The 25435-nt window shown below is 63.5% G+C and carries 24 protein-coding genes and 1 tRNA gene; 16 read left to right on the top strand and 9 right to left on the bottom strand.

Going from position 1 to position 25435, the window contains the following annotated elements:
* Window positions 1-34 precede the first annotated feature (34 nt).
* Complete coding sequence (locus tag JJT62_RS06840; RefSeq protein WP_202071949.1) at window positions 35-304, top strand: hypothetical protein; 270 nt, start codon at window positions 35-37, stop codon at window positions 302-304.
* On the opposite strand, the gene JJT62_RS06845 is transcribed toward JJT62_RS06840, so the two are convergent.
* Complete coding sequence (locus JJT62_RS06845; RefSeq protein WP_202071950.1) at window positions 292-1641, bottom strand: lipopolysaccharide biosynthesis protein; 1350 nt, start codon at window positions 1639-1641, stop codon at window positions 292-294. The two genes, JJT62_RS06840 and JJT62_RS06845, sit on opposite strands and share 13 nt — an antisense overlap.
* Window positions 1642-1876: 235 nt before the next feature.
* On the opposite strand from JJT62_RS06845, the gene JJT62_RS06850 reads away from it, so the two are divergent.
* Window positions 1877-3427 (top strand): hypothetical protein, encoded by a 1551-nt coding sequence (locus JJT62_RS06850; RefSeq protein WP_202071951.1) that lies wholly within the window; start codon window positions 1877-1879, stop codon window positions 3425-3427.
* On the opposite strand, the gene JJT62_RS06855 is transcribed toward JJT62_RS06850, so the two are convergent.
* Complete coding sequence (locus tag JJT62_RS06855; RefSeq protein WP_202071952.1) at window positions 3334-4518, bottom strand: cellulase family glycosylhydrolase; 1185 nt, start codon at window positions 4516-4518, stop codon at window positions 3334-3336. The two genes, JJT62_RS06850 and JJT62_RS06855, sit on opposite strands and share 94 nt — an antisense overlap.
* Window positions 4519-4591: 73 nt before the next feature.
* Here JJT62_RS06855 and JJT62_RS06860 point away from each other — a divergent pair, with 73 nt between their 5' ends.
* From JJT62_RS06860 to JJT62_RS06890, 8 genes are all read left to right on the top strand, one after another.
* Window positions 4592-6721 carry an exopolysaccharide transport family protein gene (locus tag JJT62_RS06860; protein WP_202071953.1) on the top strand — a complete coding sequence of 710 codons (2130 nt, stop codon included), beginning with the start codon at window positions 4592-4594 and terminating at the stop codon, window positions 6719-6721.
* A 155-nt stretch (window positions 6722-6876) separates the two neighbouring features.
* Entirely contained in the window at window positions 6877-8820 is a 1944-nt protein-coding gene (locus tag JJT62_RS06865; protein ID WP_202071954.1) for an extracellular solute-binding protein, read from the top strand.
* A 402-nt stretch (window positions 8821-9222) separates the two neighbouring features.
* Complete coding sequence (locus JJT62_RS06870) at window positions 9223-10335, top strand: microcin C ABC transporter permease YejB (RefSeq protein ID WP_202071955.1); 1113 nt, start codon at window positions 9223-9225, stop codon at window positions 10333-10335.
* Window positions 10336-10339: 4 nt separating this feature from the next.
* Complete coding sequence (locus tag JJT62_RS06875; protein WP_202071956.1) at window positions 10340-11503, top strand: ABC transporter permease; 1164 nt, start codon at window positions 10340-10342, stop codon at window positions 11501-11503.
* Window positions 11504-11535: 32 nt separating this feature from the next.
* Window positions 11536-11763: a hypothetical protein gene (locus JJT62_RS06880; protein ID WP_202071957.1), complete on the top strand. Its 228-nt coding sequence runs from the start codon at window positions 11536-11538 to the stop codon at window positions 11761-11763.
* 245 nt (window positions 11764-12008) lie between these two features.
* The gene (locus JJT62_RS18970; protein ID WP_210340583.1) at window positions 12009-12233 is read left to right on the top strand and encodes a hypothetical protein; all 225 of its coding nucleotides are present in this window, start codon (window positions 12009-12011) and stop codon (window positions 12231-12233) included.
* A 30-nt stretch (window positions 12234-12263) separates the two neighbouring features.
* On the top strand, window positions 12264-13889 hold the full coding sequence (locus tag JJT62_RS06885; protein ID WP_202071958.1) for an ABC transporter ATP-binding protein: 1626 nt from the start codon (window positions 12264-12266) through the stop codon (window positions 13887-13889).
* A gap of 90 nt (window positions 13890-13979) precedes the next feature.
* Window positions 13980-14786 carry a phosphorylase gene (locus tag JJT62_RS06890; protein ID WP_202071959.1) on the top strand — a complete coding sequence of 269 codons (807 nt, stop codon included), beginning with the start codon at window positions 13980-13982 and terminating at the stop codon, window positions 14784-14786.
* Between the two features lie 172 nt (window positions 14787-14958).
* On the opposite strand, the gene JJT62_RS06895 is transcribed toward JJT62_RS06890, so the two are convergent.
* From JJT62_RS06895 to JJT62_RS06905, 3 genes are read right to left on the bottom strand one after another with little or no spacing between them, the layout of a single operon-like run.
* Window positions 14959-15423 carry a MaoC family dehydratase gene (locus tag JJT62_RS06895; RefSeq protein WP_202071960.1) on the bottom strand — a complete coding sequence of 155 codons (465 nt, stop codon included), beginning with the start codon at window positions 15421-15423 and terminating at the stop codon, window positions 14959-14961.
* A 4-nt stretch (window positions 15424-15427) separates the two neighbouring features.
* Window positions 15428-16279 carry an NlpC/P60 family protein gene (locus tag JJT62_RS06900; protein WP_202071961.1) on the bottom strand — a complete coding sequence of 284 codons (852 nt, stop codon included), beginning with the start codon at window positions 16277-16279 and terminating at the stop codon, window positions 15428-15430.
* Window positions 16276-17664, bottom strand: a complete 1389-nt coding sequence (locus JJT62_RS06905) for a leucyl aminopeptidase family protein (RefSeq protein ID WP_202072041.1) — start codon at window positions 17662-17664, stop codon at window positions 16276-16278. The genes JJT62_RS06900 and JJT62_RS06905 overlap by 4 nt, the downstream gene beginning before the upstream one ends.
* A 99-nt stretch (window positions 17665-17763) precedes the next feature.
* Between JJT62_RS06905 and JJT62_RS06910 the strand changes: the two genes are divergently transcribed.
* A complete protein-coding gene (locus JJT62_RS06910; RefSeq protein WP_370568495.1) occupies window positions 17764-18603 on the top strand; it encodes a tetratricopeptide repeat protein in 840 nt (279 codons plus the stop codon).
* A gap of 275 nt (window positions 18604-18878) precedes the next feature.
* Here the strand turns inward: JJT62_RS06910 and JJT62_RS06915 are convergent, their stop codons facing one another.
* The gene (locus tag JJT62_RS06915; protein ID WP_202071962.1) at window positions 18879-19817 is read right to left on the bottom strand and encodes an outer membrane protein; all 939 of its coding nucleotides are present in this window, start codon (window positions 19815-19817) and stop codon (window positions 18879-18881) included.
* A gap of 421 nt (window positions 19818-20238) precedes the next feature.
* On the opposite strand from JJT62_RS06915, the gene JJT62_RS06920 reads away from it, so the two are divergent.
* A tRNA-Ser gene (locus tag JJT62_RS06920) sits at window positions 20239-20328 on the top strand.
* Window positions 20329-20372: 44 nt separating this feature from the next.
* Here JJT62_RS06920 and JJT62_RS06925 read toward each other — a convergent pair.
* The gene (locus tag JJT62_RS06925; protein WP_202071963.1) at window positions 20373-21209 is read right to left on the bottom strand and encodes an SDR family oxidoreductase; all 837 of its coding nucleotides are present in this window, start codon (window positions 21207-21209) and stop codon (window positions 20373-20375) included.
* A gap of 135 nt (window positions 21210-21344) precedes the next feature.
* Here JJT62_RS06925 and JJT62_RS06930 point away from each other — a divergent pair, with 135 nt between their 5' ends.
* Complete coding sequence (locus JJT62_RS06930) at window positions 21345-21722, top strand: winged helix-turn-helix transcriptional regulator (protein ID WP_370568496.1); 378 nt, start codon at window positions 21345-21347, stop codon at window positions 21720-21722.
* A 44-nt stretch (window positions 21723-21766) separates the two neighbouring features.
* Here JJT62_RS06930 and JJT62_RS06935 read toward each other — a convergent pair whose 3' ends face one another.
* On the bottom strand, window positions 21767-22162 hold the full coding sequence (locus JJT62_RS06935; RefSeq protein WP_202071964.1) for an ester cyclase: 396 nt from the start codon (window positions 22160-22162) through the stop codon (window positions 21767-21769).
* Between the two features lie 78 nt (window positions 22163-22240).
* Here JJT62_RS06935 and JJT62_RS06940 point away from each other — a divergent pair, with 78 nt between their 5' ends.
* A complete protein-coding gene (locus JJT62_RS06940; RefSeq protein ID WP_202071965.1) occupies window positions 22241-22684 on the top strand; it encodes a MarR family winged helix-turn-helix transcriptional regulator in 444 nt (147 codons plus the stop codon).
* Between the two features lie 152 nt (window positions 22685-22836).
* Here the strand turns inward: JJT62_RS06940 and JJT62_RS06945 are convergent, their stop codons facing one another.
* Window positions 22837-23220, bottom strand: a complete 384-nt coding sequence (locus tag JJT62_RS06945) for a YidH family protein (protein WP_202071966.1) — start codon at window positions 23218-23220, stop codon at window positions 22837-22839.
* A gap of 131 nt (window positions 23221-23351) precedes the next feature.
* Between JJT62_RS06945 and hflK the strand changes: the two genes are divergently transcribed.
* Both hflK and hflC read left to right on the top strand, forming a co-directional pair.
* Complete coding sequence (hflK, locus tag JJT62_RS06950; RefSeq protein WP_202071967.1) at window positions 23352-24494, top strand: FtsH protease activity modulator HflK; 1143 nt, start codon at window positions 23352-23354, stop codon at window positions 24492-24494.
* Window positions 24491-25402 (top strand): protease modulator HflC, encoded by a 912-nt coding sequence (gene hflC / locus JJT62_RS06955; protein ID WP_202071968.1) that lies wholly within the window; start codon window positions 24491-24493, stop codon window positions 25400-25402. The genes hflK and hflC overlap by 4 nt, the downstream gene beginning before the upstream one ends.
* Window positions 25403-25435: the final 33 nt, after the last annotated feature.

Raw genomic sequence — 25435 nt, forward strand, 5'->3', positions numbered from 1 at the left:
ACGCCTGATATCATTTCCGTTTGAATAGCTCGCATTGGCGCTCGTCATACGAGCTCCGCTTGATTGGTTTGGTGTTGATCCCGATGCTCGCAAAACGAGCGATCGGAATTACCGCCGTCATTGCGAGGAGCAAAGCGACGAAGCAATCCAGCGCCGCATCGCCGCCCTGGATTGCTTCGCTTCGCTCGCAATGACGGGGTCTGAGCGCAGCGCTTCTAATGACTCTCGATTCCCGATCGCTCGCGGCGCGAGCGTCGGGATCAACACCAAACCAATCAAGCGGAACCCGCATTACGCCGAATAGGCGCGGCGCGCGATGCGCGCCCGCAGATAAGGGAAGACGCTCATCACGCTGGTGTCGGCGCCGACCGCGCGCTTGCAGATGATGGACAGCGCCATGAACAATGGCGCATTGACGAGCGCAAAGGCCCATGCCGCGCCGAGGCTCCCAAAGAGAAACGACAGCATCGCCGTCAGCGTGAATCGCAGCAATGTCGCAGCGGTGATGATGCGCGAATAGATTTTCTCGTGCCCGGTGGTCAGCAGGATGACCGACGCCGATCCGCTCGACGACATGATGAAGCAAGCGGTCGATAACACGACCAGCGTCGGATAAACGGCCGAAAAACGCTCGCCGAAGATCATGAGGATCTCGTGCCCGAAGACGTAGATCAACAACAGCAGCGGCGCGAGCATCGCCGTCGAGACCAGCACGAGCGAGCGCAGAATATCCTGCAGCTTCTGCGTCTGTCCGGAGAAATGCAGGCTGGCGCTTTGCGACATCGAATAGGTGTTCAAACCCGTCAGCACCATGATGAACACATTGGCGATGCGCGCGGCGACGAAATAATCGCCCGCCGCCTCGGGCGAGGCGAGATAGCCGATGATCATAACGTCGAAATTGGCGCTGCCGGCCTCGACCACCGCCGATTGCCACATCACAAGGCCGCGCGGCAGCCACTGGCGCCGATCGTCCTGGTTCGTATGCTCCACGGGATGCGCTTTATAGGCGGCGCGCACGTAGCGTAGCGCGGCTGCGAAAGACAATATCTGCCCTATCCCCGCCGCGGTGAAAAATTCCGCCGGGGTGAGCCCCTGATGCAGCACCGACCAGATGACGACGATGAGGAGCACGACGCGCCAGACGAGCTCCCGCGTCACTTCCGACACGACGAAGTTCACGATCACGCGCGTGGAGTGGGAGGAATAATGAAGCAGCGTCTGAGTGAGCAGGAAAAACGCGCCCGCGAGCAGCGCCGTTCGCGCAAGGCTGGGAAAGAAGACGGGCGCCAGAACCAGCATGCCGCAAGCAAACACGAGCGCCGAAGCGACGATCATGAACCAGCCGTAGCGATAGGCGCCCCAGGCCTGCGCATAATCGCCCTTGCCGGCATATTCGCCGAAGGATCGGGCGATCAGCGTATCCTGCCCGAAGCAGGCGGCGACGGCGAGGAAGCTCAGGGCGTTGAACCAGATGGCGAGGCGTCCGAAGTCGTCCGACGTCATGCCCCGGGCGGCCATGGTGAACACGGCCACCGTCAACAGCGCGCCAGAAGCTTTGATCGCCATGGCGGCGACGGCCGACACGGCGGTCTTGCGCGCCAGAAACCGCGCCGCCAGAGACCGGAGAGAAAGAGCCATTAGCGACGCACCTCGAGGGCGATAGGTCCAGTAAGCGGCGCGTCCGTTTCAAAGCCTCCGCCCAGGCGTTTCAGCCGACCGCCCAGGATGGGTAAGCTATACCCGTGAACAGATCGTTTGCATTTTCAGAATGCTGTGGCGCCAGAGCTCCCTCTTGTCGGCTGTTTACGCGATCTTAGCTGAGCTCAGGAAAATATCGGCAGTTGATGGCCGGCCTGGGATCGGGGGATGTTCGATGCGCGCGTCCAGCCCCGCGATGACTGTCTCCACTAAACACCGCCATACCCGGCCGCGCGCCGGCGGCCGTCCAGCCGCCGCGCAGGCTCCCTGGGAGGATGTGCTTCGCGGCTTTGCGATCGCCTTCCTGCTGACGGGCGCGCCGATTGCGCTCCACATCGCCTCGCAACCGGTCGCGCTGGTTTTCTGTATCGTGGCTTCGATCCTCGCTGCGCGGGTCTTCGAGCAGGACGTGCCGATCATCGTCCTGGTCGCGAATATCTTTCAGAACGTCTTCATTTCTCTGGCTTCGGTGAACTACTCGAGCTTTTCCGATATCGAGCTTCTGAAAAGCTATAACTTCGTCACGACGATCGTCTGCTATGCGGTGGTCGCTTATGGTTATCTGCGCGAGCCTGGCGCGTTCTCGCCCTTTGTGACGCGCATGATACTGGCGTCGGCAGGCGTTCTTGCGATCGTCGGCGTCTATTTCATTCTCGGCCTGGCGATCAACCCGCGCAGCGCCGTCATTTATCTGCGCAACATCAGCCTGCCGCTCTTTATCTTTCAGAGCTTCCTGATCGTCGGCGTCCGGCACCGCATTCCCCTGCCGCAGACATTGTTCGTGCTTCTCTGGCTGATCATGGCCTGCTGCTATGTCGAGCTGCTCGCAAATGACGCGTGGCTCACATTGACCAACGGATTTCACTATCTCGATCTCTTCACCGAGAAGCGCATGCTCAATGTCGATGAGATCAGAACCGCGGCCCAACAGGGCATGGTCATCACGAGCCCGCTCGACTATGGCCGCACAAATCTTTTCAACACGTCGCTGACCGCCGATCTCGGCTTTCAGGTGCAGCGATTGAACGGGCCGAACTTCAACACGATCAGCCTCGCCTATCTTCTCTCGATCCTTATCGCCTTCCTTGCCGTGAATGGCTTTCCGCTCTCGGCCGCGCTCGCCATGCCGCTGCTGCTCGCGACAAGCGCCAAAGGGCCGCTCATTCTTGCGGTGGGATGCATCGGCTTCGTCGCCGCCGCCAAGCGCGCGCGCTCCAACGCGCCGATCCTCGCGTTGGGAGCGGCGCTCGCCGTCTACGCGATCCTCGTCTTCATCACCGGCTATGGGAGCGGCGATTACCACGTCATCGGCTTGCTGGGCGGCCTCAACGGCTTCCTCAAGCTGCCGATCGGCCACACCCTTGGCGAAGGCGGCAATCTGTCGATCGAGGATTTTTCCAAGCTCGATTGGAGCGCCTTCCAAAGCGCGGGCGCGTCGGAAGTCGCGGTCGAAAGCGCTTTCGGCGTGCTGCTGTTTCAGATGGGCGTTTGCATCGTCTTCGTGATTGGCTTTTATCTCTGGATCGCCCGCTGTAGCTGGCGGCTCTTTCTTGTCGCGCGCGCGCCTGCGCTGGCTTTCGCGGCAGGCGGACTACTGATCTGCCTCGTCAACGGCCTCTATCAGGAGGAGGCTTATTTCGTCCCGCTGTCGCTGCCCGTCATCATGGGGCTCGTCGCGCTGACGCTCGGCGCCACGGATCGCGCTTTGTCGCCGAGCAGCGCCTGAATGACGCCCTGATCGATCTCGCCCTGATCGTCGAGCAGGCCGAAGGATGTGTCGTAATCCCAATGCGCCCAGCCGAAGCCCTGGGCCTCGACGGCGGCCCGCGTCGCCGCGAGCCAGGCCAAACGGTCGGCGCGTTTCGCCTTCCCTTTCAGGACGCCGAATTCATTGACGATCACAGGCGCCGAATGCTGCGCGCTCCAGCGCCCGAGCGCGGCGAATTGCGTCGAGATAGCGTTAGCGTTCCAGGCTTGCGCGGCCATGTTGCTCAGCTCGTTGGCGAGGCCGGCGTCGCCCTTCTTCTCCGCCGCGCGCGCGAGGGCCAATAGCGTTGGATCGCCTGCGGCGCTGGGAAAGGGAACGCCCCCTCCACGCCCCCATGGCGCGTCTTGCTCCCAAGTCGCGCCCTGATGGGTGAACATCATCGGATCGTAGAAATGACAGACATACACGATCCGGTCATCGGCGAACGGACTCCAGCCGGCGAGCGCTTCGATCCGGTGATAAGGCGCGGGGCCGGCGAGAATATATGTTTTCGGCAGGATGGCCCGCACCGCCGTCGCGAGCTGCTCGACGAATGGCCGCCAAATGTCGTCTGTGGTCGCGGGCTCGTTCAGCAGCTCGGCGAAAATTCTTTCCTGCGGCCATCTTGCGATACGCTTCGCCAGCATCGGCCAGCCTTCCAGCAACGCCTGATGGGCGCTCTGCGGATCGCGCTGATGCAAAGCGTTGAAATCCGATCCCGGATGCAGATCGACGCTCACCGAATAGCCGATCCCGAGTAGACGCTCGATCGACCGATCGAGATCGTCGAGCGCGCTCGAGATCGTGGCGGGCCCCGAGAAGCGCGCCAGCACATATTCCGCGATGACGGGGAGCCTGACATGGCTCATGCCGAGCGCGCGCAATCGCCGCAGAGTCTCTTCCCTGGGCGATCGGCCGGCGCGCGCGGGCGCCTGATCGGGAAGATTGAAGCCTTTGGCCAGATTTGGCGCAAGCGCGCCGGCGCGCTTGCCGGTCTCGGCGCTTGCCGTGGAAAGGCCCGCCGCCAGCGGGAGAAGCAGGGCCTCGCGCCTCGACAATCGCGTCTTCACAATCGCTTCCGTAACTCATGGTTAATGAGTTGCATATTCTATTGGGCCCGCGTCTCTGGGTGAACTGGTTTAGATGACGAATTTGCGCGCGACAAAAAACAGCCAATCTACGGGTCGCGCGGGCGCCGCCGACGGCGTTCTGGATCTTTGGCGCGAACCGTCGCGGCGCGCCTATGCGATCATCGATCCCGGCGCCGTCTGGCTTTTCCTGCGTCGCAATGCGCTTCGCATCCTGACGACGTCGGCAATCGCCTCCGCAGTGCTGTTCGGCGCCTCGATTTTTATCTTCAAAAAATATACGGCGACCGCAATTGTCATGGTCGACCCGCGCAGCGCGCGCGTCACGAAATCGGGCGGCGTCATTTCCAACATCGGCGGCGACGCCATCGCGATCGAAAGCCTCGTGCAGGTCGCCAAGGGCGAAGGATTTCTCGCCGAGCTGGTCGATGCGTTGGACTTGACCAAGGACCCCTATTTCGGCGGAAAAGGCGACGAACCGGAGGCGAAGCGTCTTTCGACGGTCGAGAAACTGGCCTCGAAACTCGCGATCGCGCGCCGTGGCACGACTTATGTCATCGACGTCACCGCCGTGACGAATTCGGCCGAGGCGAGCGCCCGGCTCGCCAACGCCGCCGCAAAGCAGCTCGTCGTCGATCAGAACGAATTACGCACCGGCGCGAGCTCCAAGACCGCGCAGGAAATCGAAGCGCGGCTGACCGAGCTTCGCGGGCGCGTCAATCGCGCGGAAGAAGCGGCGGCGGAGCTGAAGGCGCGCCTGAAAGTCACCGATGCGGGCCAAGGATATACGCTTCTCGAACGCCGCATCGCCGAGCTGAACCAGCAGCTCGTCCTCGCCGGCGCCGGCGCGGCCGAAGCGCGCGCGCGGTTCGAAACGCTGAAAAAACTGGGGCCGAACGCCGGCGAAAGCCTGCCGCAATCCCTCCAATCCCCCGTGCTCGCCACGCTGCGCGGCGATTACGCCCGGCTCTCCGCCCAATCGGCGGATCAAGCGACCGTGCTCGGACCGCGCCACCCGGAAGTCCTGAGACTGAACGCACAGTTGGCCGACCTGCGGCGGCAGATTAGCGCGGAATTTACCCGGATGATCGCCTCCGCGAAAACGGCTTTCCTCGAAGCCCAGGAGCGCGAGGCCGACCTTTCCCGCCAGTTGAAGGCCGCGCAGACGGAAAGCGGCGAGCTTGGTCCGCAAATGGTCAAGCTCGGTGAATTGGAGCGCGAAGCCAAGGCCGAACGCGATGTCTATGAAGAGCTTCTAAACCGCCAGCGCGAGCTTGCTCAGGTCAAGGGGCTGGAGCCCAGCGACATCCGCATCGTGTCGCCCGCGACGCCGCCGACGAAGACGTCGCCGAGCCGCATCTTGCTCGCCATCGGCAGCGCCGTCCTCGGCCTCATCGCGGGGCTCGCCTACGCCATCGCGCGCGAATGGCGACAGACGACGCTGCGCACGGCCTCGCAAGCCGAACGGCTCGGCGGCGCCGGCGTTCTCGGCTTCCTGCCGCTCATGGGCGCGGCGCCGGCCAAGGAGCCAAGCGACGACACACTTCCAAATCTCACCCCCTGGCTCGCCGAAATCTGCGCAGATTTAGCCCCGGACGCCGGCGGCGAGAGCGTCACTTTGCTGATTTCGTCGACGCGCCGGGGCGAAGGGCGCTCGACCGTCGCCGCAAATATCGCGGTCTATCTCGCGCAGGGCGGCGACCGCGTTCTGCTCATCGAGGCGGACAAATCCGACCATGTGCAAAAGCCGGGCTTCGGCCTTCTGGACATTCTGGATTCCGGCGAAAACTTGAGAAGCGCGCTCGTCCGTCAGGCGGCCGCCGGATATACTTTTCTTCCCTATGGCGGCCGCACGGTGGCGCGCGAAAGCTCGATCGGGGGGCTCATGAGCGGCTTGACGCTGCGCGCGACCCTCAATCTCGCCCGTCGCTGGTTCGACGTCATCGTGATCGACGGCCCGCCGGCGTTAGAGGCGCCGCATGCGCGCTTTCTGGCGGCGCAGGCGGATCAAACCGTGTTCCTCGTCGAATGGGACAAAACCAGCGCCGCGGAGGTCGACGCCGCGCTGGAGCGGCTGGATTTGAACGAGGTGGCCGTCGTTTACAATAAGGTCGACGCGAAACGGCTGCGTCTATACGATCCCGAGCAATCGCAGCAGATGACCGATCTCGCAGCCGCGGCATAGCGCCGAAGGGTCAGAGCGGACCGCGAGCCTTCGGGCTCGCATTCTCACGGCGAGCCTGAAGGCTCGCGGTCCAAAGCCCCCTCCCCTCTCTCTATCGGTCGAATGGCATAAAGTCTGGCGGCCCCGCCAAAAACCGACATAATTCAGGGAGAATCATGAAGCGCGCGCCAGCGGCGCCCGTCCCCCTGCCCGAGGTCAATTTGGCTGATCGTCCCTTCGCCTATCCGCTCTCCCGCCGCGGTCTGATCCGATCCGGCGCGCTCGGCGCCGCCGCCCTCTTCGCCCCTCCGGGCTTCGCCAAAGGCGCGAACCAGGCTTCCGCCGCGCCGGCGCTGGCGCCGGGCGAGACCGAGAGCCACGGACTCTCGACCTTCGGCGATCTCGCCCTGCCCGCCGACTTCACGCAGTTCGGCTATGTCAGGGCGGATGCGCCGAAGGGCGGGCAGCTCACGCTCACGACGCAGGCGTCGACCTATGACTCGCTCAACGGCTTTATTCTGCGCGGCACGCCAGCGCAGGGCGTCTCGCTCATTTTCGACAGCCTGCTGACGTCGAGCCTCGATGAGCGCGACGCCTATTACGGCCTTGTCGCGCGCGCCGTGCGCGTCTCGCCGGACAAGCTCACCTATCGGTTCCTGCTGCGCAAGGAGGCGCGCTTCCACGACGGCTCGCCGCTCACGGCCGAGGACTGCGCCTTCTCGCTCAATATCCTCAAGAGCAAGGGCCATCCGATCATTTCGCAGATGCTGCGCGATCTGGTCTCGGCGGAGCCCGAGGCGGAGGACATTCTCGTCGTCAAGCTGGCGCCGGGCCGCACGCGCGATTTGCCCCTCGTGATCGCCGGACAGCCGATCTTCTCGAAGGCCTATTACGCTAACCGCGCCTTCGACGAGACCACGCTCGAACCGCCGCTCGGCTCGGGCGCCTATAAGATCGGCGCTTTCGAACAGGGCCGCTTCAATAGCTTCGACCGCGTGGCCGATTATTGGGGCAAGGACCTGCCCGTGAACGTCGGTCAGAACAATTTCGACCACATCAAGTTCGAATATTTCGGCGACAGCAATGTCGCCTTCGAAGGCTTCAAGGCCGGAACCTATACGCTGCGGGTGGAAGACACGGCGCGCATCTGGGCGACCGGCTACGACTTCCCCGCCGTGCGCGAGAAGCGCGTCCTCAAGGAGACCTTCCAGAACAACCGCATCCCCGGCATTCAGGGCTGGTGTTTCAACACCCGCCGTCCGATGTTCAAGGACGCCCGCATCCGCGAGGCGCTCGGCTACGCCTTCGACTTCCAATGGGCGAGCCACAATCTGATGTACGACGCCTATAAGCGCGTCACTTCCTATTTCGAGAACTCGGACCTGGCGGCGACCGGCGAACCCGACGCCGCCGAGCTTGCTTTGCTCGAGCCGTTTCGCGCCGAGCTCTCGCCGCAAGTGTTCGGCCCGGCGCCCATGCCGCCGGTTTCGGACGGCTCCGGCCAGGACCGCAACCTCCTGCGCAAGGCCAATGAGCTGCTGCTCGCGGCGGGCTGCGTGCGCAAGGGCGACAGGCTGCTTCTGCCCGACGGCAATCCGCTCGAGTTCCAGTTCCTCGACCGCTATAATCTCTTCGAGCGCCTCACCCTGCCGTTCATCAAAAATCTGAAGCTGCTCGGCGTGACCGCCACCTTCCGGGTGATCGACAGCGCGCAATATAAGCAGCGGATGGAGACCTTCGACTTCGACGTCACGGTCGATAACATGCTGATGAGCCACTCGCCGGGCGAGGAGCTGCGCAATTATTTCGGCTCCGAGGCCGCGACCTTCAACGGCTCGCGCAATCTTGCCGGCGTTTCGAGCAAGGCGATCGACGCGCTGATCGACAAGGCGCTCAAGGTGGAAACGCGCGCTGAGCTCGTCACCGTCTGCCGCGCGCTCGACCGCGTGCTGCGCGCCGGGCATTATACGCTCTTCCATTATCATACGCCGGTCGACCGCATCGCCCATTGGGACGTCTTCGGAAGACCCGACCAGCCGCCGAAATATGAGGTGGGCTATACCTCCACCTGGTGGTGGGACGAAGAGAAGGCCAAGAAAATCAACTTCGCGGGACGGTGATCGTGGTTCGCCGATCGATCGGAAATGCAGAGCAGGACCGACGAAGCTCGCCACCGCCCCATACCTCCCCTTTACCGGGAGGTCGGCGGCCGAAGGCCACCGGATGCGGACCCCACCCGACGCCGCTTCGCGGCGCCACCCTCCCCGTAAAGGGGAGGGAGACGCTCACGCCCAGCCTTCGCGCGATTGCGCCAGGCTTTCGGCCTGCTGGAACGGTTTCGTTTGAACAGCGCGCATTGGGACTTGTCATTCCCGGCGGGCTGAAAGCCCGACCGGGAATCCAGAGCCACAAAAGCGCTGTTTCTGCTCTGGAGTCCCGATCGCTCGCTGCGCGAGCGTCGGGAGTGACACCGATCCAATCATGCGGATGTCGCATGACATCTGAACGGGAAACATAGACAAATGGGCGCCTATATCGCGCGACGCGTGCTGCTGATGATCCCGACCATTCTCGGGATAATGCTCATTTCCTTCGCCATCGTGCAGTTCGCACCGGGCGGGCCGGTCGAGCGCATCATCGCGCAGCTTCAAGGCTTCGACGTCGGCGCAACCTCGCGTTTCTCGGGAGGCGGCGGCGACGTCGGCCATTCGGGCGGCGCACAGGCGACGGGCGGCGCAGCCGACACCTCGTCCAAATATCGCGGCGCGCAGGGCCTCGATCCGAAATTCATCGCGGAATTGGAAAAACAGTTCGGCTTCGACAAGCCGGCCTGGGAGCGCTTTCTGCTGATGGTGAAAAACTACGCCATGTTCGATTTCGGCCGCAGCTATTTCCGCGACGAAAGCGTCATCAAGCTCATTGGCGAGAAACTGCCCGTCTCCATGTCGCTCGGCCTGTGGATGACGCTGCTCTCTTATTCGATCTCCATTCCGCTCGGCATCGCCAAGGCGGTGCGCGACGGAACGCGGTTCGACGCCTGGACCTCCAACGTCATCATTATCGGCTACGCCATTCCGAGCTTCCTCTTCGCCATGCTGCTGATCGTGCTCTTCGCGGGCGGCTCCTTCTGGCAGATTTTCCCGCTGCGCGGCCTCACGTCCGATGATTTCGGGCAGCTCTCGCTCATCGACAAGGCGAAGGATTATCTCTGGCATATCGTGCTGCCGGTGAGCGCCATGACGCTCGGCGCCTTTGCGACGCAGACCTTCCTGACCAAGAATTCCTTCCTGGATGAAATCCGTAAGCAATATGTCCAGACCGCACGCATGAAGGGCTTGACTGAGAACCGCGTTCTCTACGGCCATGTGTTTCGCAACGCCATGCTGATCGTCATCGCCGGCTTTCCTGGCGCCTTCGTGCATGCCTTTCTGACTGGCTCCGTGTTGATCGAGACGATCTTCTCGCTCGACGGGCTTGGCTATCTCTCCTTCGAGAGCATCGTGAACCGCGATTATCCGGTGGTCTTCGCCAATCTCTATATCTTCGCTTTACTTGGCCTGGTCGTAAATCTGATCTCCGACCTCACCTACACATGGATCGATCCAAGGATCGATTTCGAGACGCGCGAGGTTTGAGCCGATGAGCGTGATCGACACAGACACAAGGCTTGCCCCGCCTATCGCCCGTAACGGGTTGCTGCGGCTGTCGCCGCTCGACCAACGCCGGCTGGCCAGTTTCAGGGCCAATAAGCGGGGCTATTGGTCCTTCTGGATCTTCATGACGCTCTTCGTCATGTCGCTCCTCTCCAACATCCTCGCCAACGACCGGCCGATTGTCGCCTGGTACAAGGGCGAGCTTCTATTCCCGGCTTTCGTCTCCTATCCGGAAGAGAAGTTCGGCGGCTTCCTCGCCCGCACGGATTATCGCGATCCGGTGATCGCCAATGAGATCGAGGCGCATGGCTGGATGCTCTGGCCGCCGATCCACTACTCCTACGACACGCATAATCTCGAGCTGCCGGTGCCGGCGCCTTCGCCGCCGACCTGGATGCTCACGCAGAAGCAATGCGAAGCCGCCGTCGCCAAGGGCCTGCACCCGGGCGAAGCCAACCGGGGCTGTGCGGCGCTGGAATATAACTGGCTGGGCACGGACGATCAGGGGCGCGACGTCGTGGCGCGGCTTCTTTACGGCTTCCGTATCTCGGTGCTGTTCGGGCTCATCCTCGCGACGATCTCTTCGATCATCGGCGTCGCGGCGGGGGCCATACAGGGCTATTTCGGCGGGCGTGTGGATCTCGTTTTCCAGCGCTTCATCGAGGTCTGGTCGTCGCTGCCGCAGCTCTATCTGCTCATCATCATCTCGTCCTTCCTGACGCCGGGCTTTTTCGTTCTGCTGGGTATCCTGCTGCTGTTTTCCTGGGTGTCGCTCGTTCATGTGGTGCGCGCCGAGTTTCTGCGGGCGCGAAACTTCGAGTATGTGAACGCCGCTCGGGCGCTGGGGCTGTCGAATTTCCGCATCATCGTGAAGCATCTCCTGCCCAACGCCACGGTGGCGACGCTGACCTTCCTGCCCTTCATCCTCAATTCGTCGATCACGACGCTGACGGCGCTGGACTTCCTGGGCTTCGGCCTGCCGCCCGGCTCACCCTCGCTCGGCGAATTGCTGCTGCAAGGCAAATCCAACCTCCAGGCGCCGTGGCTGGGGCTCACCGGCTTCGCCATCATCGCGCTCATGCTGTCGCTGCTCGTCTTCATCGGCGAGGCCGTGCGCGACGCCTTCGATCCGAGGAAGAATTTCCAGTGACCCGTGGTAGGATGCCTCAGGAGGCCAAGGCCATGAACAAGATCGTGCGACGGCACTTCCCGGCGGAGAAACTGCCAGAAGAGCTGAAAGCCGGCCTGGACCCGTGCTCTCAGGTTACCGTCACGCTGGAAGCCGAGGATCGGCCCGAGAAGGTCATGTCCTTGGAAGAAATGTTCGCATTGCGCCGAGACGTCTATGCGTCTCAGCGCGAGATAAATGCGGATATGGACGCCATGCGGGACGAATGGGGCGCGCCCTGACGTGCCCGCGCCTCTGGTCTATATGGACACAAACGCATTTATCGCCGGGTTCGAATTGCCTCAGATTGAGGCCGAGCCTGTTCAAAATCTCCTGCTTGCTCTGCGGGAAAGGCCGCTTTCAGTTGTAACGAGCGAACTCACGCTTGCAGAGCTTCTTGCCCCTACCTCACGCGCGGGGACTCTACCCTTGGGGGTAATGGCGTCGCCTGTATCTCGACCTACTTGTCTGGAGCCGCCTCGTAGATTTGCGGCCCGTAACCCGAGAAATCCTCATCGAGACCGCCGACCTGCGGCAGGCTGCGCCCCATCGCTTGCCAGACGCTATCCATGTCGTTACGGCGATCCACACGCAATGCGACTTCTTCCTGTCTGGCGACAAGAGGATCAGACCGCCGCACGGCATGACTTTCGTCGAGCCGAACCGGTCGGGAGTCGACCGCATCCTCGACGCCTGGTCCAACAACTCGTGAGCGCCGATGAACGAATTTAAAGCGACGCCCATGACCGCCTCCCCCCTCCTCGACGTCCGCGACCTCTCGGTGGCCTTCCTGCAAGGCGGGCGCGAGACCATCGCCGTGGACCACGTCTCCTTCTCGCTCGAACGCGGCAAGACGCTGGCGCTCGTCGGCGAGTCGGGCTCGGGCAAATCCATCAGCGCCCTCTCCATCGTGCGGCTCCTGCCACCCGGCGCCATGGCGACCGGCGAGGCGCTTTTCGGCGGCCAGGACATGCTGAAAGTCAGCGACGGCGCGCTTCGGGCCGTCCGCGGGGCGCGGATCACCATGGTCTTTCAAGAGCCCATGACCTCGCTCAATCCGCTGCAGACCATCGAGCAGCAGATCGCCGAAATTCTGGAGCTGCACGGCATGCGCGGGGGCGAGGCCTTGCGCAAGCGCGTCGTCGAGCTGCTGACCGAGGTCGGCATCCCGAACCCCGAGGCGCGGCTCGGCGCCTATCCGCACCAGCTTTCCGGCGGCCAGCGGCAGCGCGTCATGATCGCCATGGCGCTCGCCAATAAGCCGGATCTCCTCATCGCCGACGAGCCGACGACGGCGCTCGACGTCACCGTGCAGGCGCAGATCATCGCGCTGCTCGAACGTCTGCAGCAGACCTATGGCATGGCGATCCTGTTCATCACGCACGACCTCAATCTCGTGCGGCGGTTCGCCGACACAGTCTGCGTCATGCAGAAGGGCCGGATCGTCGAAAGCGGCGATGTCGCGGAAGTCTTCGAGACGCCGAGCCATCCCTATACGAAAGCGCTGCTCACAGCCGAGCCAAAGGGCGATCCCATCGTCGAGGACGAGAAGGCGCCGATCGTGGTCTCGGCCGACAATCTGCGCGTCTGGTTCCCGATCAAGCGCGGCTTCATGCGCCGCACCGTTGATCACGTAAAGGCCGTCGACGGCGTCAGCGTCACGGTGCGCGAAGGCGGCACGGTCGGCGTCGTGGGCGAGTCCGGCTCCGGCAAGACCACGCTGGCGCTCGCCATGCTCCGCCTCATCCGCTCGGAGGGGCCGATCGTTTTTCTGGGCGCGCGCATCGACGGCAAGAGCGTTGCGGAAATGCGCCCACTGCGGCGCGACATGCAGGTGGTCTTCCAGGACCCCTATGGCTCGCTGTCTCCGCGCATGTCGGTCGCCGATATCGTCGCGGAAGGGCTGACCGTGCAGCGGCCCGAGCTGACGCTCGACGAGCGCCGCGAAATCGTCGCGCGCGCCTTGACGGAAACCGGCCTCGATCCCGCGACCATGGATCGCTATCCGCATGAGTTCTCGGGCGGCCAACGTCAGCGCATCGCCATCGCCCGCGCCATCGTTCTGGAGCCGAAATTCGTCGTGCTCGACGAACCGACCTCCGCTCTCGACATGACCGTGCAGGCGCAAATCATCGATCTGCTGCGCGATCTGCAAAGACGGCGCGGCCTAGCCTATCTCTTCATCAGCCATGACCTGCGGGTGGTGAAGGCGCTCGCCGGCGAGCTGATCGTGATGCGGCACGGAAAGGTCGTCGAATCCGGCCCGGCGGCGAAGCTCTTCGCTGAGCCGGAAAGCGACTATACGCGCGCGCTCTTTGCGGCGGCCTTCCGCGAAAAACCGGCGCTCTCCGATCGAGAGCTCCCTTGATCTCCGCTGTCGCCATGCTTGATCGCCGCCGCGGGCGCTGCGACAATCCCAGGCAGAGTTCGAAGCGATTCTTGGACAATAGAGGTTCCTATGAGCGCCCCTGCTGAAGAAGCTGCGGCAATTATCAGATCGCGTTGCGACATCGGCGCGGTCGACAGCGCGATCATTTTGAGCCGTTTGTTTTTCAGCTCTGCTGATATTGGCGAGCGCGTCGCCACCTTCGCCTATGCCGAGCTGCCGGGCTTTCCCGTCGCTCCTGGCCTTGAGGACGGCGAGCTGATCGTCTCCATGGTGGACGGCGCCCCGGCGGTGCTGCTGAAGGGAACCTCGACCTTCCACGAAACCGGCGATCCGAGCCTCATGGCCGGACCGATGGAGACCCTCGCGCTTCTGGGCGTGCGCAGCGTGCTCTGCACGGGGCTCGTTCAATCGGTGCAGGCCGACCTCGTGCCGAGCAGCATCGTGCTCGTGACCGACCATATCAATTTCACCGGCCTCAACCCGCTGATCGGCGCGCCGGCCGACGGCAAGGCCGTCATCAATATGAACGACGCCTATGACAAGCGCCTGCTGCGCCGCGTGAAGGCCGCCGCAGGGAGCGCGGGCGTTTCGCTGCACGAAGGTATTTTGATGTGGTTCTCCGGCCCGAGCTTCGAGACGCCGGCCGAAGCAAAAGTCGCGCGCCAGCTCGGCGCCGATCTCATCGGGTGGAACATCGTTCCTGAGGCGATCCTCGCGCGGCGCTACGGGATGCTTTTCTCCGGCGTCACGGTCGTCACGGATTTCGGGGCGGGCTTCTCCAACGGCAACCCCTCGCCCGATCTCACGCGCGGCCCGGCGGTCGCCGGCGTCGTCGCCTGCAAAAGGCTGCTGCGCAATTTCTGCAAAATCCGCTGAGGGGCTACGAAATCTGCTCGATTGGATCACTGTCATTCCCGACGCTCGCGCAGCGAGCGATCGGGAATCCAGGGCCGAACCAGCGCTCTTGGGGCTCTCGATTCCCGGTCGGGCCTTCAGCCCGCCGGGAATGACAAGTCCCCATGCGAGCTATTCAACCGGAAATGCTTCTTTACAACGCGCCGCGATCAGGCCTGCGTAAGGCGAGCATCGTCGCCTCGATCGTCTGCACCGCCACGCCATCCTGATTATAGGTCGAGGCCTCAAAAGTGACGTAGCCCCTGCCCGCTTGCGAGCGTGATGGCCGCAGTTTTGTGATCTCACCTTCGATATGCAAGCGATCGCCGGGGCGCACCGGCCGCTTCCAGGAAATCCGCGCGTCAGTTCCGATGACGCCGCCGGCGAAAGCCAGTCCGCAGAAGTCGAGCAATAGACGCAAGGTCAAAGCGCCCGTCTGCCAGCCGCTGGCGATCAGGCCGCCGAAGAGACTCTCTTTGGCCGCCTCCGGATCGACGTGGAAATATTGCGGATCATTGTCACGCGCGAAGCGGATGATCTGCTCCTGCGTCACCTCGACGGCCTCGGAGCGCAAAGGCTGGCCGACGTAAAGATCGTCGAAGAAAACTACTTTCGTCATGCCGCTATCTCGCCAAACGCTTCACGCTCGTAATATCGCCGGCCCCGGCTTCGAGATTTCGCGCCCGCACGAGATCGAGGGGCTCGCTGGAGACGAGCATATGCGCGCCATTGGCGTGCAGCAGCGTCGTCGCGTCGCGCATGATCCCGACATGCCCCTTCCAGAAGATCAGATCGCCGCGCATGAGCGGCGCGCCAATGTCCACGGGCGCGCCAAGTTGCGCCTCCTGCATGTCGCTGTCGCGCGGCGCCGCCTTGCCCGTGGCCGCGAGCGAAATCTGCACGAGACCGGAGCAGTCGACGCCAATCGAGGACTTACCGCCCCAAAGATAAGGCGCGCCGATCAGCGTCTCCGCGACCGCGACAAAATCGGGCGCGGTCGCGTCGAGCGGCGCGAGATGCGGACGCCAGATGAAGCCCAGATCGCGCGTGATGAGAAAATTATCGCGCGCATCGACGATCTCGACTTCGGCGGAGAGCGGCAAAGCGAGAAGCGGAGGCTGTTTGATGCTCGCCGCCGGATAGACGAAAGTACGCGGCACGCAGACGCTATGGGTGGGCTCACGCAAGGCGCTCCACAGCGTATTGGCGGCGATCCAGCCGACATAGCCGTCGCGCGCGAGCTGCGCCCAGGCCCAGCCCTCCTCCTCGTCATAGACGGTGACGCGCTCGCCATAGAGCGCCTGCGTGTCGATCGGGCAATCGGGGCGCGGTTCGCGGCGCAAGTCGACGACGCCCTCTTTCACCTCCATCACCGCGCCTTCGACGAAGCGCTCGGCCGTGACGCGGCCCTTGAGATGCGCCGCGGCAATGTCGGGACGCGCGGGGGTCAGCCGCCGGTCGAATGTGTCGCTCACGCCGTCGCCTTCGTTTTCGCACGCGTTTCGATGAGGTCGTAGAGGAGCCGCGCGGCCTGCGCCTCGCCGCCCTCGGGGCGTCCGGGTTTTGTGGAGGGGTTCCAGCAATAGACGTCGAAATGCGCCCAGCGGGTCGGATCGCTGACGAAGCGCCTCAGGAACAGCGCCGCGACGATGGAGCCCGAGAAACCGCCGCTCGTGACGCTGACGAGATCGGAAATCTTGCCGTCGAGCCCGCCGTCGTAATTCTCCCAGAGCGGCAAACGCCAGACGGGATCATTGGCGCTGCGCCCGCAAGCGGCGATCTCGTCCGCCAGCGCATCGTCTCCTGTATAGAAAGGCGGCAACTCCGGCCCCAGCGCAACGCGCGCCGCGCCGGTCAATGTCGCGAAGTCGAACAAAAGATCGGGCTGATCCTCGCTCGCGTAAGCCAGCGCGTCGGCGAGAATGAGACGCCCCTCCGCATCCGTATTGCCGACTTCGACAGTGAGCCCCTTGCGGCTGCGATAAATATCGCCCGTGCGGAAGGCGTTCGCAGAAATCGAATTCTCGACGATCGGCAGCAGCACCCGCAGCCGAATCGGAAGGCCGGCGTCCATCAGCATGGCGGCCAGAGCCAGCGCCACGGCGGCGCCGCCCATGTCCTTCTTCATCAGCGCCATCGCTGAGGAAGGTTTGATGTCGAGGCCGCCAGTGTCATAGCAGACGCCCTTGCCGACGAGCGTCACCTTCAGCCCGTCTTCGGGCCCATGGGTGAATTCCACGAGGCGCGGCGCCTGGGCGGAAGCGCGGCCTACCGCGTGAATCAGCGGAAAATTCTCGACGAGCAGCGCATCGCCGACAATGGCGCGCGACGGTGCGCCAAATTTGGCGGCAAGCGCGAGCGCCGATTCGGCGAGCGCCTCCGGCCCCATGTCATTTGCCGGCGTGTTCACGAGGTCGCGGCCAAGCGCGACTGCGCTCGCAATGCGCTCGACCCGGGCGCGATCGATGCCCTGCGGCGCGCAGAGACGCGGCTTTTCGCCTTTCGGCGCGACATAGCGCGAGAAGGAATAGCTTGCGAGCAGAAAGGCGAGCGCGGCGGTCTGCGGGTCGGAGACACCTTCGCCAAGGCGATAGAGCCCCGCAGGCAAGGACGCAGCGAGCTTGCCGGCGAGGAAGGGGTCGCGCTTTTTGGCGTCCTGCGCCGCCACGCCAAAAAAGACCCGCGCCGGGGCGCCGTCGAGCGCGGGCGCAATCAGCAGGCTTCCCGGCTTCGCCTCGAATGCATTTGCGGCGGCAAGCGCAGCAACCGTCGCGGGCAAGGCCTCCTTCGCCTGCGGCCACTGGCTCTTATCCACGAAGTCGATCGCGATCGCCTCGGCCGACCAATCCTGAAGCTTCATCGTCATCGGCGCGTTTAGCCTCCGTTAAGCATCCATTAGGGTTAACGCTTTATTGCTCGCGTCTGAAGCTTTCTCACAAGACAACGGACCAGATTCGCCGTGCATAAGGCGCTCTCCCCTACCGCGAAACCGCTCCGTCTCTGCGCCGTCGCCATTGCCGCGCTCATTGGGCTCTCCGGCTGCAACAAGACCTCTCTCGGCGACATCACCGGCTCCATCGGCCGTCCTTCGACCACGCTGCCGACAGAGGAAGGACAGCTTCGCCGATTCGCCGAGGATTGGGGACAGCGCTACGACCGGAGCCCGAAAGATAAGGTGACGGCCATGACCTACGCCAGAGCCTTGCACGCGCTGGACCAGAACGCACAGGCGGTCGCCGTGCTGCGCGGGCTCGCCATCGTCTATCCCGAGGATATGAAGGTGCTCGGCGCCTATGGCAAGGCGCTTGCCGACGCCGGCAACGTCAAAGAGGCGGCGGAAGTCCTGCAAAAGGCCCATACGCCCGAGCGGCCCGACTGGTCCGTTCTCTCGACGCAGGGCTCGCTCGCCGATCAGCTCGGCGACCACGAGGCGGCGCGCGGCTATTACGAGGCGGCGCTGAAGATTCGCCCGAATGAGCCGACGGTTCTCTCCAACCTCGGCCTTTCCTATGCGCTGGCGAAAAACCTGCCGCGCGCCGAAGAGACGCTGCGCCTCGCCGCGAATCAGCCCGGAGCCGATATGCGGGTGCGTCAGAACCTCGCCTTGGTGCTGGCGCTGCAGGGGAAATTCTCCGAGGCCGAAGAATTGTCACGCCGCGATCTGTCGCCGATCGACGCCGCGCAGAACGTCGCCTCCATCCGCCAGATGATTTCGCAATCGGACACCTGGCGTGACATCCAAACCGGCGGCGCGGCCAGTCGTGGAGCCGCGGGAACGAAGCGCGCCGCTGCGCGCTGAAGACACAGCCTCCAAAAGCGAAAAGGCCCGGCTTTTCAAGCCGGGCCTCAGTTTGTTGACAAACCTCCGAGGCGGCCTCGTCCTTCGAGACGCGAGCTTCGCTCGCTCCTCAGGATGAGGCCTAAGTGTTTGACCCAGATGCAGAAGCTCCTCATGCTGAGGAGCCTGCGCAGCAGGGCGTCTCGAAGCACGAGGGGCGTCAATCCATCACACGCCAGAAAGCCGAGAGGCCCGGCCTTTCGGCCGGGCCTCTCGTTTCGATCTAACCGATTAGATCAGTATTTCGCGACGATCGGAGCCGGAGCGCCCCAATTGAAGTGATAGTTCAGGCCCGCGCGGACGATGTTGCCGTTGAAGCGAGTCGTGACTTGCGGGAAGGCGGAGCTGTAAGTGCCGCCGGGAACGGCCGACGCCGGGCCGGCGACATTGACCAGCGGGCTAGCGGCCACAGTGACGCTGCCCAGATCATAGTAGAGATACTCGACCTTGGCGGACCAGTTCGGCCAGAACATCCATTCGACGCCGCCGCCAGCCGTCCAGCCAACGCGCGTGTCCGAGAACGCCGCACCGGAGAAATAGCTGTTCGGAAGACCGGCATCCCGGAGTTCCGTGCCGACGGAGCCGTAGTTCAGGCTGACGCCGCCGTAAGCGAGACCGCCCGTGCCATAGACCAACAGAGTCGGCGTGGCCAGCCAGCCAAGACGACCGCGCACCGTTCCGATGTAATCGAGAGAGCGCGACACGGAGGTCGTCTGAACGAGCAGATTGGTGAAGCGCGGGTTCTGGAGCGCGGCCGCGGAGGTCGCGTTGCTGCGGGACGAGGCGATACCCTGAATGTCCGCCTCGACGCCGACGACGAAGCGGTTGTAGAACTGCCAGTTGTAGCCAATCTGGCCGCCGCCGATGAAACCGCCCTGGTTTCCATTGCTGATATTGCCGGACGAAACCGCGGCCAGAAGCTGGCTGGAGCTCGGAACAGCGGCGCAGCCAGGGAACGCGGCATTACATCCGCCCGGGAAAGACGAATAAGTGATATTGTTGCTGTTGGACCACGTTCCGCCAGCGTTCAAGCCGACGTAGAAGCCCGTCCACAGCGGAGCCGGCGGGGGCGGCGGGGGGAGGACCGGCGGGCCCTTGCGCGACGGAAGGTCGGCCGCGAGCGCGGAGCCGGCGGTCAGCGCCAGAGCGGCGACCGAAAGAGCGACTTTTTTCATTCCAGCCTCATATTTCAAAAACAAAGGTCGGAGACGCGCCAAAGGCATGTCCTCGAGGAAGCGCCAGGCTGGGCGGGGGAAGCAATCCCTCCACGCCAAAGCCTTCGCCACTAATCAGCAGGCGCCCCTGCTCATTGTCAACGAACTCCATGCGTCAAACCGCCCCCGCGCGCCATTTAGTCCCGGACCGTTGCACGGGAGACACTATGCCGCCTGTCAATGAGGCAGGAAATCGCGGGCGCCGGCATCCAACGGCTCGATCCTCACGAATCGGGCGCTGCGACACGGCGCGCGCGAGAAATCCACAGGGGGCCCCGGTTTCCTCAAAAACGAGCAGATTGGGACGCCGGGGGCCGCCACTCTGCTTGCCAAGACGGGGCGCTTTGGCATATGTCCCATTCACGCGCGACGCAGCGCGAGCGGAGACGTGGCCGAGAGGCTGAAGGCGACGGTTTGCTAAATCGTTATAGGGGAAACCCTATCGTGGGTTCGAATCCCACCGTCTCCGCCAGTTGCCGCCAACCCTCCCCTCCGACCAGTTATTCTGCGAGATCGCTACGCGGACAGCTCGCGGGCATGATCCTGCGCATAGGTTCGAAGCGAACGCGGCGGGGCGCCGGTCAGCGTCTCTACGTCGGCGGTGACGGCAGCGGTCCATCCCTCGCGCACGGGGTAGAAAATCGACGCCAGGAACGCCGCGTAATCGGGCGGCGCGCCCGCGCCGGTCAGCATGCCGACAAAGGCTTCGTCGTCCACGGCTTTGTAAGCGATCGGCTTGCCCACGACCTGCGTGAGAATCTCCGCGGCTTGCGCATAAGAAAGCGCTTCCGTGCCCGTCAGGTTGAAGGCCCTGCCGTCGAAATCGCCGGATGTCAGCGCGGCGGCGGCGCATGCCGCAATGTCCCGGGCGTCGATGAAGCTCGATTTGCCGTCGCCGGCAGGGAGCGCGATCTGACCCTGGTCGATTCCCGCCTTCCAAAAAGTGTGGAAGTTGTCGGCGAACCAATTGGGGCGCAGGATGACGTAGCGCGCGCCCGACTTCTCCAGTGCGATTTCGACCTGGCGGTAGGGGATGGAATCGTCGGCGTCGACGCCGAAGGCGCTCTGGAAGACGATTTTCACCTTGCGGGCCGCAGCCGCTTCGACGACCGGCAGCAGCAGCTCTGTCGCGTTCACATAGCCGGACGGCAGCAGCACAAAAGCGCGGTCGACTCCCTCGAAAGCAGCATCGAAAGTTTCCGGCCTGCCATATTCGAAGACGACGCCTTCCGCGCCTTCCACGGAATGGCCGCCGCGGGAGGCCGCCTTCACCGCCTCGCCTTTCGCCAATAACGCTTTCACGAGCGGGCGTCCCACTGTGCCGCTGGCGCCCAGAACAAGAACCTTTGCCATGCTATCCTCATGGGTTTCTCATTGAAACTAGCTATCGATATGATAGGTACCATGGGATCAGACACCCAAGAAGAGAGCACTTTCAGCTCACCTGGTTTCCTCCTGGAAACCAGACGAAAACGCAGCGCCAGATCCATGACCTCGATGCTAAACGCCTACAATGTCTATGAAGACCGTTGTCCGACGCGGCTGTTGCTGGATCGGTTGGCCGATAAATGGGCGTTGCTGATCCTCGACCGGCTGCAGGAAGGGCCTGTCCGATTCAATCGCCTGCGCCGCGACATCAAGGGCATTTCACAAAAGGTTCTGTCGCAGACGCTGAAGAAGCTGGAGCGCGATGGTCTCGTCTCTCGCGCGGTTTTCGCGACCGTTCCGGTGACGGTCGAATACAGCCTGACGCCGCTCGGCCGGACGCTCAACGAGACGGTTTCGGCGTTTGCGCATTGGGCGGAGCGCAATATGGATGCAGTGCTCGCGGCGCAGCGCGCCTATGACGAGGCCGGAGCCGCCTGACAGTTTCGTTCGAGAAACCATGCCCCTCGCCCCGCCCTTCTGCGTCAGAGCGCCAGCGCCCCGATCTGCTGCAAGACGCCCAGGCGATCGACCTGAAGCCACGCACGCGTGAGCTTGCCGTCGCTTGCCTGGTAGATGGCGATCCCCTGCTGAACCGCGACCTTGCCTGTTGGGGCGACGCCGGCCAGCGGCCCGAGATGCGCCGCTTCGAAGCGCCAGCGCAGGCATACTTTATCGCCTGCCGCGAACAGGTCCTCGAGTTCGAATCGCAGATCAGGAAAGGCCGTCACCATCCGTTCGACGGTTTGCCGGAAACCTTGCGGTCCCCGCTCGCCACTCGAGCCGGCGAAATCGTCAGAGAGATAATCCGTCAGCCGATCCAGCCGACGCGGGTTGAGACAGTCCTCATAGAGACCTTTGACAAGTTCGGACGGGGTCATGGTATACCTCTTAATGACAACATGCTGTCAATTTGACAATATGCTGTCAATACGCCGCTGGCAATTCGGGAAATCATCATGCGCGCGCCCCAGGGCGAAGAAATGAGCCGTCTCGTCTGGGAAATCCTGCAGACCGCCAACCGCCTGACGGATTCCGGCAACAGGCTGAGCGCGCCCTTCGGATTGACCGCCGCACGTTGGCAGGTCATGGGCGCGATCGCTCACCAAGCTTTAACCATTGCGGAAGTTGCTCACCGGCTATCTCAGACGCGACAGGGCGTCCAGCGTTTGGCCGACGAACTGGTGCGTGACGAGCTTGCTGCTTACAGCCCGAATCCGCGCCACCGCCGCGCCAAACTGCTCGCGCCGACGACTCGGGGCGCTACGTCGTACCGGGAGCTGATGGAGGCGCAAGCAAAGTGGATGAATGCTCTCTGCGCCGACTTGCGGCTCGACGACATCGCAGCCGCGCGGGGAGTGCTGGCGAAACTCGCTTCCGCCCTGGAGAATAGCCGATCATAGATTGCGACAGAACCGAAGCATCGGCATAGTTCTGATCTGGGTCTCGCGGAGCTCTGACCATGAACGAATTCGGCAACGGCTTTCTCGTCAACGCGCTGATTGGCTTCGGCCTCGCGCTGCTGATCTCTTTCGCCTTCGTCTGGTATCGCTGATCAGAACACCACCAGATAGGCGCTGAAAATCGCCACCCCCAGCACCAGCGCCGAAAGCGCCCAAAGGGTCCAATGCGTCGCGCTCGGCCTGTGGGTCTCTTCGTCCTCGAGCAGACGTGCGGTCTGCAGCAGCCTGATTGTGGCGATGACGATCATTGTCACGCCGGAGGCGATCAAGGCGGCGCCGCCATAGCGCGCGGTGTGACTTGGCAGCCGGTGAACGGCGAGGAGACCGGCGTTGTTGCCCGCCCCTGCCGCCAGCGCGAGCAGGAAGAGATTGAAGCGCTCGATGACGAAGCCGAGCGCAATAACCGCAATCCCCGTGCGGACCCAGGCGAGAAACGTCCGCTCATTGGCCGCGATATTGGCGTAATCCCGTATCATGGGATGCTCTCTCCTGTCTCTGCCGCGCAGGGAATCGTCCGCGATTGCCGCCACGCCGCCAAATGCCTATAACATCCCGGGCGACGCGAAGCCGCGCCCGAGGCCACTTCCACATTTAATCGCGAGACGAGATGCCCTGGAGCGATCAAGGCGGCCCGCGCAATCAGAACAATAGCCCTTGGGGACAACAGGGCGGGCCCTGGGGCCAGGGCTCGGGCGGCGGCGCGCAACCGCCGGATCTCGAAGAGCTGTTGCGCCGCAGCCAGGAAGGACTCAAGCAGTTTCTGCCAGCCGGCTTCGGCGGCGGCGGCATGCTGATCCTCATTCTCCTGACCCTGCTCGCCTGGCTGCTGTCCGGCTTCTACACGGTCGGGCCCAATGAGATCGGCCTCAATCTCATCTTCGGCAAATATCGCGGCAAGACGCAGGCGGGCCTCAATTACAACCTCCCCGCCCCTGTCGGCTCGGTGATCAAGCTCGCGGTGACGGACCGCAACATCACCGACGTGGGCTTTCGCGAGGAGGCGGCGGCGCCAGAGGGGCGCCGGCGCGGCGGGCAGGTCACGCGTCTCGGCCCGGAGGCGCCGGAAGAAAGCCTGATGCTGACCGGCGACGAAAATATCGCCGACATAAAATTCCGCGTCATCTGGCAGATCGACCCCTCCAAGCCCGAGGATTACGCCTTCAACCTCGCCAATCCGCACACGACGGTGAAGGCGGTCGCCGAGAGCGCCATGCGCGAGATCGTCGGCCAGTCGCAGATTCAAAAAATCCTCACCGCCGACCGCAAAGTGATCGAGCCCGCCTCGCAGGCGCTGATGCAGAAGTTGCTCGACGATTATCACAGCGGGGTCATGGTGCTGCAGGTGCTGCTGCTTTCGGTCGACCCGCCGCAGCAGGTCATCGCCGCCTTCCGCGACGTGACCGCCGCGCAGCAGGATTTGCAGCGACTCGGCAATGAGGCGGAGGCCTATGCGAATCGCGTCGTGCCCGAGGCGCGCGGCGCCGCCGCCCGCATTCTGCAGGAGGCCGAGGCCTATCGCGAGCAGACGGTCGCCGAAGCGCGCGGCCAGGCCGGGCGTTTCGAGAAGATTTACGAGCAATATAAGAACGCTCCGGCGCTCACCCGCCAGCGGCTCTACATCGAGACCATGGAGCGCGTCCTCGGCGGCGCGGAGAAGGTGATTCTCGACGATCCCGCCAAGGGCGGCGCCTCGGTCGCGCCCTTCATGCCCCTGCCCTCCTTTGCCCCCTTTCAGGGAGGACAGAAGTGAAAAACGGCCTCCTCTTCGCCCTCGCCATTCTGGCCCTGATCGGCGTCGCCGCCGTGGGCGGCGCGCTGTTCACCGTTGAACAAACCGAGCAGGCGCTGGTGCTGCGATTCGGCGAGCCCGTCGCGGGGCGCGGCCTCATCACCGAGCCGGGACTGCATTTCAAGATTCCGCTCATCGAGAATGTGGTCACCTTCGACAATCGCATCCTCGATGTCGAAAGCCCCAATCTCGAAGTGCTCGCTGCCGACAATCAGCGTCTCGAAGTCGACAGCTTCATTCGCTACCGCATCGTCGACGCGCTGAAATTCTATCAGTCGGTCAATAGCGTGCAGGGCGCCAATAACCAGCTCGGCTCGGTGCTGAACTCTGCCGTGCGCCGCGTGCTGTCGGAAGCCAATCAACGGCAGATCGTGCGCGACGAACGCTCGGCGCTGATGGCGAAAATCAAGCAGCAGGCGGACTTGGAGGCGCGCCGCTTCGGCGTCGAGGTTGTCGACGCCCGCATTCGCCGCGTCGACCTGCCCCAGCAGATTTCAGAAAAAGTTTACGGCCGCATGCAGACCGAGCGTCAGCGCGAGGCCGCCGAATATCGCGCCCAGGGCGCCGAGCAGGCGCAGAAAATTACCGCAAAAGCGGACCGCGACGTCATCGTCCTGAAGGCCGAAGCGCAACAGAAGGCCGACCAGACGAAAGGCGAAGGCGACGCGGAGCGCAACCGTATTTTCGCCGAAGCTTTCGGCAAAGATCCGGACTTCTTCGCCTTCTATCGCTCGATGCAGGCGTATGAAGCCGCGTTCAAGCCGGGCGAGACGCGCTTTCTCGTCAGTCCGCGTTCCGCGTTTTTCCGTTTTTTCTCCGCCCCCGAGGGAAGCGCGAGCGCCCCGCCGGAGCCGGCGCAAAAGCGATAAACCAAGGGCGCCGGCGGCGGCGCGCCAACAAGA

The sequence above is a fragment of the Methylocystis sp. Sn-Cys genome, from assembly GCF_016745395.1.
Taxonomy (GTDB): Bacteria; Pseudomonadota; Alphaproteobacteria; order Rhizobiales; family Beijerinckiaceae; genus Methylocystis; species Methylocystis iwaonis.

Coding starts and splice junctions, on each gene's coding strand:
- JJT62_RS06895 (WP_202071960.1), bottom strand. CDS start 15,423: ATGACGAAAGTAGTTTTCTTCGACGATCTTTACGTCGGCCAGCCTTTG.
- JJT62_RS06845 (WP_202071950.1), bottom strand. CDS start 1,641: ATGGCTCTTTCTCTCCGGTCTCTGGCGGCGCGGTTTCTGGCGCGCAAG.
- JJT62_RS06945 (WP_202071966.1), bottom strand. CDS start 23,220: ATGATACGGGATTACGCCAATATCGCGGCCAATGAGCGGACGTTTCTC.
- JJT62_RS06860 (WP_202071953.1), top strand. CDS start 4,592: ATGACGAATTTGCGCGCGACAAAAAACAGCCAATCTACGGGTCGCGCG.
- JJT62_RS06930 (WP_370568496.1), top strand. CDS start 21,345: ATGACCTCGATGCTAAACGCCTACAATGTCTATGAAGACCGTTGTCCG.
- JJT62_RS06890 (WP_202071959.1), top strand. CDS start 13,980: ATGAGCGCCCCTGCTGAAGAAGCTGCGGCAATTATCAGATCGCGTTGC.
- JJT62_RS06870 (WP_202071955.1), top strand. CDS start 9,223: ATGGGCGCCTATATCGCGCGACGCGTGCTGCTGATGATCCCGACCATT.
- hflK (WP_202071967.1), top strand. CDS start 23,352: ATGCCCTGGAGCGATCAAGGCGGCCCGCGCAATCAGAACAATAGCCCT.
- JJT62_RS06885 (WP_202071958.1), top strand. CDS start 12,264: ATGACCGCCTCCCCCCTCCTCGACGTCCGCGACCTCTCGGTGGCCTTC.
- JJT62_RS06905 (WP_202072041.1), bottom strand. CDS start 17,664: ATGAAGCTTCAGGATTGGTCGGCCGAGGCGATCGCGATCGACTTCGTG.
- JJT62_RS06880 (WP_202071957.1), top strand. CDS start 11,536: ATGAACAAGATCGTGCGACGGCACTTCCCGGCGGAGAAACTGCCAGAA.
- JJT62_RS06850 (WP_202071951.1), top strand. CDS start 1,877: ATGCGCGCGTCCAGCCCCGCGATGACTGTCTCCACTAAACACCGCCAT.
- JJT62_RS06865 (WP_202071954.1), top strand. CDS start 6,877: ATGAAGCGCGCGCCAGCGGCGCCCGTCCCCCTGCCCGAGGTCAATTTG.
- JJT62_RS06940 (WP_202071965.1), top strand. CDS start 22,241: ATGCGCGCGCCCCAGGGCGAAGAAATGAGCCGTCTCGTCTGGGAAATC.
- JJT62_RS06875 (WP_202071956.1), top strand. CDS start 10,340: ATGAGCGTGATCGACACAGACACAAGGCTTGCCCCGCCTATCGCCCGT.
- JJT62_RS06935 (WP_202071964.1), bottom strand. CDS start 22,162: ATGACCCCGTCCGAACTTGTCAAAGGTCTCTATGAGGACTGTCTCAAC.
- JJT62_RS06915 (WP_202071962.1), bottom strand. CDS start 19,817: ATGAAAAAAGTCGCTCTTTCGGTCGCCGCTCTGGCGCTGACCGCCGGC.
- JJT62_RS06925 (WP_202071963.1), bottom strand. CDS start 21,209: ATGGCAAAGGTTCTTGTTCTGGGCGCCAGCGGCACAGTGGGACGCCCG.